Annotated in this window: 11 protein-coding genes; 1 reads left to right on the top strand and 10 read right to left on the bottom strand. The window is 37.6% G+C overall.

What is annotated here, in order from left to right; translation table 11 throughout:
- Window positions 1-16 precede the first annotated feature (16 nt).
- From AABK36_RS10725 to AABK36_RS10695, 7 genes are all read right to left on the bottom strand, one after another.
- Window positions 17-1,381, bottom strand: a complete 1,365-nt coding sequence (locus AABK36_RS10725; protein ID WP_309939109.1) for a PCMD domain-containing protein — start codon at window positions 1,379-1,381, stop codon at window positions 17-19.
- Window positions 1,382-1,393: 12 nt separating this feature from the next.
- Window positions 1,394-2,257: a hypothetical protein gene (locus AABK36_RS10720; RefSeq protein ID WP_309939110.1), complete on the bottom strand. Its 864-nt coding sequence runs from the start codon at window positions 2,255-2,257 to the stop codon at window positions 1,394-1,396.
- A gap of 123 nt (window positions 2,258-2,380) precedes the next feature.
- Window positions 2,381-4,540, bottom strand: a complete 2,160-nt coding sequence (locus tag AABK36_RS10715) for a DUF4493 domain-containing protein (RefSeq protein WP_309939111.1) — start codon at window positions 4,538-4,540, stop codon at window positions 2,381-2,383.
- Window positions 4,541-4,547: 7 nt separating this feature from the next.
- Window positions 4,548-5,720, bottom strand: a complete 1,173-nt coding sequence (locus tag AABK36_RS10710; protein ID WP_309939112.1) for a DUF4493 domain-containing protein — start codon at window positions 5,718-5,720, stop codon at window positions 4,548-4,550.
- Between the two features lie 24 nt (window positions 5,721-5,744).
- A complete protein-coding gene (locus AABK36_RS10705; protein ID WP_309939113.1) occupies window positions 5,745-7,883 on the bottom strand; it encodes a DUF4493 domain-containing protein in 2,139 nt (712 codons plus the stop codon).
- Window positions 7,884-8,203: 320 nt separating this feature from the next.
- Complete coding sequence (locus tag AABK36_RS10700) at window positions 8,204-8,902, bottom strand: class I SAM-dependent methyltransferase (protein WP_309939114.1); 699 nt, start codon at window positions 8,900-8,902, stop codon at window positions 8,204-8,206.
- A gap of 8 nt (window positions 8,903-8,910) precedes the next feature.
- Window positions 8,911-10,809, bottom strand: coding sequence for an AAA domain-containing protein (locus AABK36_RS10695; protein WP_309939115.1), 1,899 nt, complete (start codon window positions 10,807-10,809; stop codon window positions 8,911-8,913).
- Between the two features lie 63 nt (window positions 10,810-10,872).
- Here AABK36_RS10695 and AABK36_RS10690 point away from each other — a divergent pair, with 63 nt between their 5' ends.
- Complete coding sequence (locus AABK36_RS10690; protein ID WP_309939116.1) at window positions 10,873-11,460, top strand: acyl carrier protein phosphodiesterase; 588 nt, start codon at window positions 10,873-10,875, stop codon at window positions 11,458-11,460.
- Window positions 11,461-11,512: 52 nt separating this feature from the next.
- On the opposite strand, the gene AABK36_RS10685 is transcribed toward AABK36_RS10690, so the two are convergent.
- The 3 genes from AABK36_RS10685 to AABK36_RS10675 all read right to left on the bottom strand — a co-directional run bounded on the left by AABK36_RS10685 (window position 11,513) and on the right by AABK36_RS10675 (window position 13,827).
- The gene (locus tag AABK36_RS10685; RefSeq protein WP_309939117.1) at window positions 11,513-11,707 is read right to left on the bottom strand and encodes a cold-shock protein; all 195 of its coding nucleotides are present in this window, start codon (window positions 11,705-11,707) and stop codon (window positions 11,513-11,515) included.
- 171 nt (window positions 11,708-11,878) lie between these two features.
- A complete protein-coding gene (locus AABK36_RS10680) occupies window positions 11,879-13,195 on the bottom strand; it encodes a hypothetical protein (RefSeq protein WP_309939118.1) in 1,317 nt (438 codons plus the stop codon).
- A complete protein-coding gene (locus AABK36_RS10675) occupies window positions 13,192-13,827 on the bottom strand; it encodes a hypothetical protein (RefSeq protein ID WP_309939119.1) in 636 nt (211 codons plus the stop codon). Before AABK36_RS10675 ends, AABK36_RS10680 begins: the two co-directional genes overlap by 4 nt.
- Window positions 13,828-13,935 lie beyond the last annotated feature (108 nt).

Below are 13,935 nucleotides of genomic sequence, written 5' to 3'. Positions count from 1 at the left end.
TTTTTAATTCATTTTATCAATACAACAACTCAAAGCCTTTGACTTTCATCTGGCTACCTACTCCTCCTATAAAATAAGATCCTTGAGCACTTGAAGCATAGACAACTACAATATGCGTTGGAGTAGCGTTTTTATCATGATAAAAACCTGCTTCCGGCAAATATTGATCGTCAGGTTTAGGCCTCATGTAATCGGCAAGCTCGCTGCTTTCTCCATATGTCAACGGCATATTCAGATCCTTCCAATCCACAATCTCATCTGAAGAACGATACCAGCCCGTAGCCAAACGATATCTCTTTTCATTAGCTCCCTCGCCTTCTCTTACCTGCAAAAGGACATAAATATCGCATTCATCCATGTATGTTTGTCCTCCATTCCTATATTCTGTTGGTTTATAAGTAAACGAGGTCTTAAAGCCCACTGGCTTGTCAGTAAATGGAATTCCAAAATTCATATTCACATCCGAAATACCACTGCCTTCTATTTCCCCGACAAATAGTGAACCTGATGCTAAAATACCCAACATAGCTGTTTTTGTTTCTAATAGGGCGTATTCCGCTTGCTCCATATTTGGTTGAGGGCTTACAGTATTTCTAAACACGGGTATAGATACTTCTGCTGAGCCTTTGTCTGAAGATCTCCATGGAGTTTCATCCAGATACATACCCGGCAACATATACGTCTTAGACTCGTCACCAGGGCTATTGTCATCATACTTTTTAAACCAAGTCGAAAAATCCGAGTATAAAATCTGGCTACCTTCAGGCTGATCGCCTTCTATCCAAACTTCAACCGACCACTCTCCAACTTCTCCTTCAATAGGAGTCAGAGTGAAAGCCACAGGTTGTGAAAAATCTTTTGTGATCTTGGGATCAGGATTAACAGTTGTCCCTTCCGGACTTACTTCATATGAAAGAACATTAAGATTGCTTAAATCTGTTCCCTCAGGCATAGTTACTTTAATAGTGTTCTCCGAAGGAATGATTTCTGATGACAATTGCCCCTCCACCTCAAATTGAGTGAATTCGCCTTTGATCACTTTATGCTGAACAAACACTTCCCATAAATAATCCTGATAAGTCGTCACTGTATAAACTACTGATCTTGAAAAATCTTGAATTTCTTCTTTGCTTGGAACCACAGTCGCTCCTTCTGTCACTTGCAATGTTGTAACTTCTATTTTTGTCAAGTCCACATCAGGCTCTACCTCTACTTCTACCCTTCTTTCCGCAGTATATATTTTTGCAGGGGCGCTTGTCTGTCCTTTTACTTCAAAAGCTAATATCTGCCCTTCGACAATGGGATATGGTATATCATTCTTAATGCAAGACAACAGAATGACGACAAGTGAAAACACGAAAAATCTATTGAAAAATTTCATACTAAATCGATATTATAGATAAAAAGCAACTCCTATGTTCAATTGCAAAATATTCACGCTAAAGTTAGCTGAATTCGTTTGTCTGGAACCATCCTCGACTTGATTCGAATTTTGATCTATCCAAGTGGACTTGAAACCTAAAAGCCCTACAGACACTTCCAAAGCCGCAAAATCATTTATAAATGCGACCATCCCAGGGACTACGCCAATTTCCAAAGTATGCTTGGTTGTAAATGTGCCATCTATGGCCTCGCCATTCTTGCTATATGATTTGGATTGGCCAAACCCATAGGTCAGTCTAGTTTCCGTGAATAAACCAAACCTCTTGCTATCTCCAATGCTTAGATAATTTCTAATGAAAGCAGTAGAAGAAAAAGTATGTTCTATATTGTGCACATCCTCCATTATGATGTTTAAATCATCATCCAAGGCAATTTTCATTTCATCAATTTGCAATAATGACCTGTCATATGAAAACCGCCCGCCAACAGCCATATTTTCCTTGAAAAAATAAGCGAAAAATGGGCTGACCTTGAAATTATAGCCTTTGCCAGACCAATCATCAAGAAGCAAAAACTTATAATTATCATTTGTATGTTCGGAATAAGAAAAGGTCATCCCAGTAAGCCATTGTCCTTTGGGGACAAACACTACATTTTTTATTCCTCTGTCATATTTTCCTCTCCGACTTTTAATCGGATTGTAAGAAGAATTAGTTCTTGGAAGCACATCCCCAATAGTCAAGTCTTCTTTTTGATCAGTTTCCGGTGCCTGAATAGAATCTTGTTGAATTGAAGTTTCCTGGCTAAAAGCATTAAAAAGTAAGCCTGTCACTAAAATAGGGACCAGGAAAGCAACTCTTAGATAGTTTTTCATTTTACATTAAATTTTAGGTATGTCGCTCTGACACACACATACATTCAAATAATCACTAACGTGATGAATGTCGATCTATTATGCTTTAAAAATGCTGCAGAGGGATATTTTTCAATTCTGCAATCAATATTTAAATTTTATATTCTTCACATCCAGTTTGCTTCCGACCCCGCCAATAAACTCCGCTCCTAATGCGCTTGAAGAGAAAACCACTAAAATATGAGTAGGCTTCGCATGCTTGTCATGATAAAAACCTTCCTCTGGGTTTTCTTCGAAATTTACTTTAGGCAACATATAATCCTCCAAAGAATTATCATCACCATAAACCAAGTTCAACGCTTGCGTCTGCCAATTTTCAAAACTTTCATCAGACCTCAGCCATGCTGTTGCAAGTCTATATCTTTTATTGCCTTCTCGAACTTGAAGCAATACATATGCATCGCACTGATCAACTTTATCGCCGTCGTATATTGAAGGAAAATATCTGTAATCAAATTCAACGCTTTCAGGTCTGCTATAAAATTCATGGCCAAAATTTATTTTAATATTTGACAATCCACTTCCATTGATTTCTCCTACGAATAATGATCCCGCAGCTAAAATTCCTAAAGCCTCTTTGGTTTCCATTCTTGCATATTCAGCATTATCCAAATCAGGCAATGGTTTAACAGTTTGCATGAATTGGGGGAAGGTTAATTCTGAAGATCCCTTGTCTCCGCTTCTCCAAGGAGTTGAGTTTAGGTTGGTTCCCGGCAAATAATAAGACCGAGAGCCAGATCCATTCATATGCCACGTTGAGAAATCCATAAATGGAATCATAGCTGCCTCTTCCGTCTCAAATTGCACTTCTTCTCCTGTTTTAGAGCCCATGACAAATCTATAGACATATTGAGTTGCAGGGTTCAAATTTTCAATATGAGTTTCTATAACACCTTCGTTATTTATATAAAGCCCTTCACTTTTAACAGACCAAGAAGGCTCGTCTGCTTTTTTATATTCAAAGGCCAGCGACATTAGATCTGTTGATGAAGACCTCCCTTTTAATATGGCTCTCTTCGCATAGGCATCAGCTTGCAATGTTTCAACATGCCCTTCCATTGGCAATACATTTACTATCAGCTTATAATCACTCTGCTGGTCTTCTATATCTACCAAAGATATCATAAATTCATGGTCAAGGGTTCCCTCAGGTGCTGCCGTTAGTTTGCTTGTTATTTGACTAAGGTCTAGCTGAAAGTTCTTCGAGGCTTTCAATGGCTTAGTCCACACTATACCCAAAGCTTTCAGTTTTGTATCGATTTCAGGCGCAAGGTTTGCCAAATCGATTTCAACAGGCAAATCATTGTCTCTCCAAAATTTGGAATTTACTGTAAGGTTGAAGTTTTTTAAACCTTCTTCAGACACTCCTGATAGTATCACATCCTCGCTTTCTCCTTCCTTCAAAGTCAAAGGTGAAGATAAATCAAAGCCCAAAGCTTCTAATTCAGGAGCTCTTCCCAACTCGAGCGGCACTTCAAACTCCCATTCTTTTTTATTCACGCTTTCATTCACTGTGATATTAAACGCTCCAAAACCTCCCTGCCTGTCAATATCTATCGACAAAGAATACATATTGCCTGCCTCGACATTTTTAATAGTAAAATTTCTGGAAAATTCTTCACCTGATGTATTTGTCATTTGCAAGCTTAGCTTTAAAAGCTTGCTATCAGGCACTGAGAAAAAGCCATACCTTTCTTCCTCTTTATCAAACAACAATTCACCTTCTTGATTGCTGACAATAGTGCTATATGTCGCAAAGCCTCGTTTGATTTTATCAGAGTAGCCTATCTTTATTCCAAAATTCGCCATAGAGCACTTTACTACAACTGGAGTTTCAAGAAATGGCAATATTTCAAATTCCTTCTCTCCTGAAAATATAGGCGTTTCAAAAATCGCTGGAATCATCTTTTCAGAACTAGCTTCAACAGTATATTCACCTGCTGCCAGATCCAGACTCTTTGGCATATCGCTAAATTTTTCAAAAAATCGGATAACTTCATTTTCTTGGTAAATCTCAACGCTAAAATCATTGATATCCATATTGAAACCTTCATCATGATCTTTATTATCCTCCACAGGAATCAAAATGTCTCCCGAATGAAGCCTCATCGTCATTACGCCATAGGAAGTTGCCGAAAATTCTTCCGACTCATCCTTGCAAGCAAGAAAAAGAAATAAAACAGCTAAGCATAAATATTTAAAACTGTTAAAACCCGTCTTACTGGATTTGATTATCTGTTCCATATCCTCGTTACTTGGATTCAACTATTTCAATACTCAAAGTCTCTTGCAATGACTCTCCTGAAAGATCTGTCATCCTAACGACAAAATCATGAGTATCAAGTCCAAATAACCCAAGTGGCTCCATAAACGCGCTTATATCAAAAACCACTTCGGTTTGCCCTTTGATCGGTTCATCACCAATAAAGCCCAAAGCTTTCAATGAGGCTTCAAGCTCTGATCCTTTTTCCAAATTCGCGAGATCAAATTCACTTTGCAGATTAAGCTCAGCTAAAGCTTCTGGTGTAAGCTTATCCGAAATTATCTCAATCTCCAGTTTGTCAATACCTGTGGCAGCATTTATCAATACTCTGACATCCGCGTCTTTAATGCCTCTTTCCACCTGAACTACTTCCTTTATATCAAAACCTATCCCTTCAATAGAATTTTCATCATTATCATTTGGGATCTCTATGTCAATATCTTTGTCATTAGTACTCGTATCAACTTCTATTTCGAGAGCAACGCCACCTTGTCCTAATCTAGGTTTGAAGACAATCTTATGATAATCCCTTGGAGCAACATCTTCTATTTTATACACTTTTTCAAATGCTTCTCCATCTACAGGATCGACATTCAAAACTATCGTTAATGGAGCGACGCTAAAATAACCTGCTCGTGATTCCGATTTTTGAAAAACTAAACTACCAAGTCCATTAGATACTGTAGCTTCATATGATGAAAAATATTGATTAAAATCTTCAGCGTAATCAATAGTAACCATCATGTTGCCTAAAGTACACTCCAAGTCAATTTGCGATATTTCACCAGTTGTAATTGTAAATTCTTTCTCGCCTAAATAATATGGCATATCAAATCCCGCATTAGGCACAGGCATTGACTCTGCTGTTATCGTATAATTACCTCCACTTAAAGCAATTGAAACGGGCATTTCTCCATACCTTTCGTAATTCTTTACCAAAAGCCCATGCGAGTCTCTAACTTGCACTCTAAAATCTTCAACGTTCAAGTTTTCAGACTTCCTTGATGATGCGCTTAGTTCTATAACTTCATTGTTGTTTGACAAACTCATTCTAAGTTCGCCAATTCCTAATGATCCATTAGGTTCATATTCAAGCATATTGCAAGCGCAAAAAAATGACGCCGTTAATAATGTGAATATTATTTTCACTATTGCCTTCATAATATTTTATCTATTTTTTGTATGTCAAAAAATCAATTCAAAATCATCAACATACAACACACTACCTTCATGCTTTCTATCCTCTCCCGTAATTTCATTAGCAGACTTGCTGTATGTTTTAAGGTCATTTTCATCCTTGCTGGATTGGCACATCACCAACATATGCGTCGCTTTAATATCTCGTTTAGAATAATCCAATTTAATTTCAATCTGCTGAAAAACATCCTGACGAATTCCTGAAACCCATTCTCCTTTAGCTATTTCAGTTATTTCGCCATTGTTTCGATTTTCAAGCTTGATGTATACATATGCCTGATCATCTTCAAAAGGCAAATACTTGGTCCAAAACCTCAATGCCGAAGGCCTTGAAGCATACGGGATTCCCAATTCATATTCTTCTGGATCATACTGATACTCTCCTAAAAAAAGTTTGCCTGCGGCCCTCTTGTAAACAATTGACCCAGAGCCTCCCACATGCGTATTACCATTGCCATATCCTACAGTTGCTATTTCAGCAGAATACTTTCCTTGCTTTGCGTCTAAGCTTGGCTTTGTGCCGGATAGTGAGTTATAATTGTATGTAAATCGTCCTCTATGCTCTGTGGTTTTCTCATTGACTGTTTCCCAAGAACCATTTTGATCCGAACCAGCATACCATTTGGATACTGGATCATAAGGCACAAAAACAAATGAACCTCCCGGAGCAACAACTTCCTCCGACCATGATTCCATATCCGAGTTGGGAAGTTGTATCGCACTTTCTGTAGTCACTCCATATTCAGTGGTGTGCTTTTCCAAATATTTAAGTCTTATTTGATAATTTGTACCCGGAGTTAAATCTCTTACATTAGCTATAAAAGAGTTGTCTTGCCATTCAAACACACTTTCAACTTGCGTCCAAACAACTCCGTGTTTGGCTTCAACGACAAGCTTTTCTCTATTACCTTTTTCCATTGTTCCATTCACAATCAAATGCTTGGCCCACACATCACCTTCATGAATGTCATTTAGCTCATAAAGAGCGGGATCAATAGTGATGCTTAGCTTAGGAGAGCATACCTTTCTTTCAAAGAAATCTGTCGCTTCCAAATCAAATTCATATAAGCTTGAAGACTCTCCCTGAGCTCCCAGATTTTCTGTTAAAAGACTAAAATCGACGCTGGCAGTTGATTCTTCCCATATGCTTGGGGACGAAATGACCCCTTTGCTCTCCAAAAATGACCTTTGAGCTGGAGTCAAATCAGCTAGTTCATATGTTTTTTCCCATCCTTGGTTTATTAATTTATCCGAATGGACATTTAACTTCAATGAAATCAATGCTCCTTCAGCTTTCACATCAAACGCAACCTCGCTGCCAAAGCCTTCAACCAATCTTAACTCATTTGCCTCTTCAAAACCAGTCAACTCAAAAGATGGCTCTTCAAGACTAATCCAGTCCATTGGAATTGTAAACTCAAGGCCTATATCCCGAGTTGTTTCATCTACTACCAGCAAGATGGATGATTGGCCATCCTTATTCTGAACATCGAAAGTAATTCTAAAGTGATCCTGGGCATGCACATCAACAATCTCTTTCAACGCAAGGATTTTTGTCAATTGTCCTTGATCGTCCAACTCTTTTAGACGTATGGTTAATGCGCCTACATTGAAAAATCCGCTTCTCTGCTCCTCTTTTTCAAATACCAAAAGCCCTTCGGCATTACTTACCTCCGTTTCATAATGATCGTAATAAGCTTTAAATTCATCGGTGTAAGACACGCTCACCTTCACATTGGCTTGCTGGCATAATACTTTAACGCTAGTCGTCTGATTGGAAAGTATCGAAACTGCTTCTTTTCCGCTATAGAATGGATCATCAAATGAGGCATTCCTTTCCAAACCAGAATATGCTTCAACAACATATTCGCCTTCTTCCAATAAAACTTCACTTGGCATGCTTGCGAAACTTTCATAAGACTTGACAACTTCTTCTCCTTGAAGAAAATTGACCGAAAACTCCGACACGTCAATATCCTTTTCCTTGTCAACTTCTATTTCATTCACAAAATGACTTTGAAGCTCCAAAGTAACTCGTCCCATTTTCCGCAAGGATTCAGCCCCGTCCTCGCAAGAAAACATGATGAAGGCCAAAACCCCCATACACAGTAAAAACTTACATTTCATATCATTCCTTAATACAATAATTGCTTGAATACAATAAAGCAATACAAAAAGTAAAAAATAACATTCCCCTTATCCCTCAAATGCATAGCATCCGACTTACAACGAAATATTAATATTATTATTGCGACAGGACTGTTATGAAAAGCTAAACGAAGTCAATTTTATACTATCCTTGCAGATTATTGTTAGCAAATACATATTCATGAAAATCATGAGATCAATTATGCTCATCTCGTTAGAAAACATGAAATTGCCATATAAAAAAAATGCCTCTCGGATTAATCCAAAAGGCATTTGATTAAAGAACTGTATTTCTAAATTTAGTTATTTTGTAGCTCTAAGACCGCCAAGTATTGCTCATGCTCATCAGTATACTTAACATTCATATTAAAGCCAGCTTTATTGGCCAAACTATTCATCATTTTTTGATCGACATAAACCCATCCAAACCAATCGCTTTTATTTCCATGATACTTGTATCTGAATTTTACTTCACCATAATATTTATCAAAAGGCAAAGGTTCTCCTTCATACAAATACGCTAAATCGCTGGAATCAAAAACTATTCGTCCTTTAGGCGTCAATAACTTTTTTAACTTTTCAAGCAATACAACTACATTTTCAACTTTTTGAGCCAAGCCAATACCATTCATCATCAGAAGTATTGTATCGAATTTTTCATTTTCCTGCATCTCAAAAATATCAACGCATTCAGCATCCTCCACGCCACGAGCCTGCATTAATTGCACAGCCAAAGGAGAAATATCAATGCTTTTGACTTTATGCAATCTTTTAGTCAGCATCAAACTATGTCTTCCCGCTCCTGCACCAACATCCAAAACCTTCCCCTTGCATAAGTCAATAGATTTTTTTTCCAATAATGTCAGATCCTCTTCATCATAAAAGAAAACTTCCACGGGCATATCCTCAGGATTTCCATAATCATTTTGCAATGTAAATGTGGCTTCATCATCTCCCGTAAAATAATCCCACAAACCTTCACCGTATATATCTTTCATTTATCAATTCAATATAAATATTCAAACGCGCTTTTATAGGCTTGTTGCTCATCCACGTAGTCAAGCAAATTGCCGTAAAAATCATTATGTCCCAAAGTTGCGCTGTCACCAATCATCATCAAGTATTTTCTCGCCCGAGTCATCGCGACATTCATTCTTCTGGTATCAGCTAAAAAGCCTATTTCATTTCTCTCATTTGAACGAACCAATGAAATAGCTATTATATCTCGTTCCTGACCTTGAAATGAATCAATAGTATTCACTGTCACTAAATGAGAAATACTCTTAAAAAACTCATCCTCTTCGATCATTTCAGTCAATAATTCAACTTGAGCTTTATATGGAGAGATTACTCCAATAGTATATTCATGCTCTTCATAAGGCTCCAACAAGCTCTTTAGCCTTTTTATTAAAAGATCTGCTTCATCTTTATTGAAAAGGCTCCTTGTTTCCCTATTCTGGCCTTCTCCAAAACCGCAGCCAGCAGTATCAACAAACTCCAACACTTCTTCAACTTCCCCAAGCGTATGGTGGGCTACTGAGTCATGTGCTTTCAAATTGCCATTATAAAATGCTCTGTTTGAGAAATTCATGATTTTCTCATTCATTCTGTATTGGGTATCCAGCATTTTATCAACTTGCTTTGTGCCTACAATTTTTTCAAACAAAGTATTCAACAACTCTTTTGCCTCATAGGACTTCACTGTAGGCGGCAATTGGCAATGGTCGCCTGCCAAAATCACCCTATTGGCTCTTTTCATTGGCAACCAGCAAGCCGGCTCCAAAGCTTGAGTGGCTTCGTCAATGATCAAGGTTTCAAACACTACATTTTTCAAAAGATCATGCGTCGTGCCAAAAGGTGTGCAAGTCACAACATCGGTCTTCTCCATAATGTCATTGATTATGTAGTGCTCCAGTTGAAAGGCCTGCGCTTTTAATAAATCCACGTCTCTCAAAAGCGTCTTTCTTTGCATACGCTCTTCCGGACCAAACTTTCGCTTATATTTATAAGCCATTTTCCTTAGTTCCTCGGCCTTTTTCTTGATGCCTTTCAAACTTCGGTAATCTTGATGGTTTGTGATTTTCACATCAAGCGTTTGCTTAAGCGTTTGATCGGTGACTCTTGCCGGATGGCCCAATCTAAGCACGCTTACGTTTTGCTCTGTAAGTTTGTCCGTCAACAAATCAACCGCGGCATTACTGGGCGCCACAACAAGAACATTTTTTTCCGTCTTCAACAAATGCCTAATGAGTCTGACAACTGTGGTTGTTTTGCCTGTCCCTGGAGGGCCATGGATAATCGCCGCATCTCTCGCAGAAGCGGCATAATTCAAAGCGTCTTCTTGGCTGAGATTTAATCCCGAATGCTTAAAGGCCTCTAAGGCGTTGAAGCTTGGCGCAACTTCTCCCACCAACACTTCTCTCAGCTCCGCTAATCGATCGCCTTTGGCTTCAATGACATCATCCATTGCTTTCTCCAAAGCTTTGTAAGTTCCTTCGTCAAAAGTCAAATTAACCCCTAATCTTCCATCCTGAGCCCATTCAGGCAATTCATCTTCCTGCAAGGTTATACGCATGCGATCTTTTTTGACATAATTGACAACACCCTGCACACGGTCTTTGCCTATTTCATATCCATCCGCATTGGAAAAAAAATAAATTGAATTTCCTGCTTGAAAACTATGCTTTTGATCAAGCCCCTGAGTTCTTTCAATATCTATGGTCAATCTTTCGGCTGTTCCGTAAAAGTGCTTATTGAGCACTACCGGATACCAACAGATCCCTTCATCCACCTGATCTTTCAGGCTCGTATTCAACAATTTGTTTTTAAAATATTTTCGTTCCTCTTTCCGCTCAATAAGCAATAATTCTTTAACTTGCTTGAGCTTTTCCTGAGCTTTAGTCATGTAATCTTTGTTATTTCGCTAAAACCGAAATGAATCGGTTTGCTTATAAATAAACATATCTATATGAACATATTATCCCACTTGTACCTTTCGAAACCTACTGATCAAATGTTCGGCAACTTTATTGGAGATTTCGTCAAAGGTAAACAATATATGCAATACTCGAAAAGCATTCAAGAGGGGATTTTATATCACAGAGCTATCGATGAGTATACAGATAATCACATAATCACAAAGGACTGCAAAAGGAAAATCTCAAAATACTTAGGCCACTTTTCAGGCGTGGCTGTTGATTTGTACTTTGATCATTTTCTTGCGAAAAAATTCCATCTGTATAGCGATAAAAGTTTGACTCAATATCTGGATGATTGTCAGTTGCATCTTGCCAACTATAAAAACCTTATGCCTGACGGAGCCATACTCGTTTTTAAAGGCGCTTTTGAAAATCAATGGATTCTCAAATACCAAACTTTGCAAGGCATGCATGAATCCTTAAGAGGCATAGGGAGAAGAACTCGTTTTGACAATAATTTATTGGAGGCCTCTAGAATCTTATTGGATAACTATGAGTTCTTTGAGAGTAGTCATCATAGTTTTTGGCAATCGATAAACCAAGAAAAAAGCACATTGATAAGCAATAGCAAAAAATAAGGCCCGTCATAAATGACAGGCCTCAGAATTTCATTAAAAAAGTTATTGTAGATTATATAACTGTTACATTAACAGCATTCAAACCTTTTCTTCCTTCTTCTAATTCAAATTCTACAGAATCTCCTTCTTGAACTTCACCAGAATTCAACCCTGAAACGTGTACGAAGTACTCATTACCTGTACCATCTTCAATAATGAAACCGTAACCTTTAGTTTCGTTGAAGAATTTTACTTTGCCTTTATTCATTTTATTAATTATTAATGTAATTGACATAAAAGTAAGGAATTAAAAAGTCAATGCCCTACTTTTTCCGAATTTTATTTTTAATTATTTCAGTAATGCCTTTCAGAATGAAAAAAAACAAACTAGACCTTTTGTTTGTCCTTTCTCAAAATAAATATTTTTTCTGCAAATATTTTAGAAACTCGAGGCCGTTTTTGGTTCTGTCAACAGCTTTTCAAACTGAGCCCAAATGCCTGAATGCGAATTATCTTCAGCATTTTTCAATACATAATCCTTAACTAAGTCCTCTCCATAATTATAGTTCAAGACATAGCTTCTGTAAGTTTCCACAAAACTTATTTTTCTTTCTTTTTCCGCTTCCGTTGGAGAAAAATCATATTTTGCCAAAAGCTCCTTTGCCTCTGCCCTATTGATCTCTCCATCCACAAGCTTTCTTCCAATATCATTTCTTGCAAAGTTCAATCGTTCCATCAATTGGTATACTTTAGCATAATTCTCAGCTTCGGCCTGATCCAGTCCAGCCAATGGAAACAGAACATCTCTTTCATAAGCGACACGCTCATCATCAGGAAAAGCCACTTGGATACCAAAATCCGCGCTTCCTTCCGCTAAAAGAGATTGCGGGCTATACAACGGATAAATCGAATACTCCATCCATCCTTTCTTTTTGACCAACTCGCTTTCCAATAAGGTGTTAAATACATGATGCCCTGGATAGCCTTCATGACTTGCCCAATCGACAGCGCTTTCTATATAGACAGGAACACTTGTATTAATCTGAATAACACTATAGCTATTGCCTTTGAACCAATTGTACGCAGACCATGAAACACCCTTAACATACTCCACCTTAAAACTTTCATTTTCAGGTAGTTTTATATATTTAGAGGTTCTTTTTCTAGCTTCTTCTATAGCAGTCTTCAGCACTTGGTCCAACTTATCCTCCGGTATTCTAAACTTCTCTTTATAAGCGATATACCTTGTTTGCAAATCCCCATTCCCAGGCACCAATTTATCCAACTCATTCAATAGGCTGTCGTAATGATCCATAGAATTATTCGGTGCTACCGCATCGTAAAGAGCTTTTGATTCTTGATCGAAGGTAAGCTCTTTGCCTCTGAACATTTCATAGTTTGTTGCTAGAGACTTAATTTGCTTGCTCAAATACGCCTTTCGATTAGCTTCTTCTGATTCTATCGAATTAATTTGCTTCAACAGAAGTTGTATATCAGCTCCTATTTCTTCCAACTTTTTTAAACTGTCCAACGTAGCTTCTTTCTTGGGAAGCAATTTATCCGGACCGAAATAAGCATCTACATAACCGTCATGGAACTCTCCATACTCAAGAGCCGTTGACACAAAATTAGTCGCTACCTCATTCAGAGTGATTGATTTTTTTGTTTCTTCAGAATTGCTTTTTGAAGCTTTGGAACATCCTCCAAGAGCCATAATCGCAAACAATGCCGAGCCTATAGTAATCTTTTTAATCATAGCACTCCGTCCTCCATAGACTGCTTGTAAATGGTTTTACTCAAATCCCTAACAATTCTCTTCATGTATTCAGGATTTTCCGTTCTCATTCTTATGGACCAAACCAGCGGATACTCTTTCCCTGAGTTTAAATCATAATACCTAGCTTCAGTTCTCAATATCATCTTTTTATTATAAAGAGGCTCATCCTTTTCCAATGCCTTGTTTTTTTGATAAACATCGAAATAATACTGATCCATTATGTTCACCAAGCCTGTAGATGGTTTATAATAAGTATTATCTACTTTTTTAGTTTCTTCTTTATACTCCACGATTCTCAAAGTATATACGCCGTCATATCCATCAGCAAGCATCTCTTTTACGATCAAATCCTTGTCAATATTAGGCTCTTTCAAACTATCAATTAGAATATGCCCCGCAGTCATGTCATATCCTTTTTTGGTAAAATATGAAGCAAACTTGTCTTCAAACTTTATAGCTCCTTCTTTTCTATCACCAACAAAAAATACGATCATTTTTCGTTTTTCTTCCGGTTTAAACGACTTCTCCATGTAATTCTGAGTGACAACAGATGGAGCGCATCCAAAGGTGGCAACCAAAATAAATAAAATTACGAATTTCAAGTTTCTCATAGTTCAAATTGTTTGTAGCAAATTATAAAAAAATAAAAGCAAGTAAAATATTAAATGCATGATTTATATCCTAAGCTGCGCGAATTTTCAAGTGCCCTGTAGCTAGAT

This window comes from Aureibacter tunicatorum, from assembly GCF_036492635.1.
In the GTDB taxonomy this organism is placed as follows: Bacteria; Bacteroidota; Bacteroidia; order Cytophagales; family Cyclobacteriaceae; genus Aureibacter; species Aureibacter tunicatorum.
The sequence above is the reverse complement of the archived record's forward strand: the minus strand, read 5'-3'. Positions and strand labels throughout refer to the sequence as shown.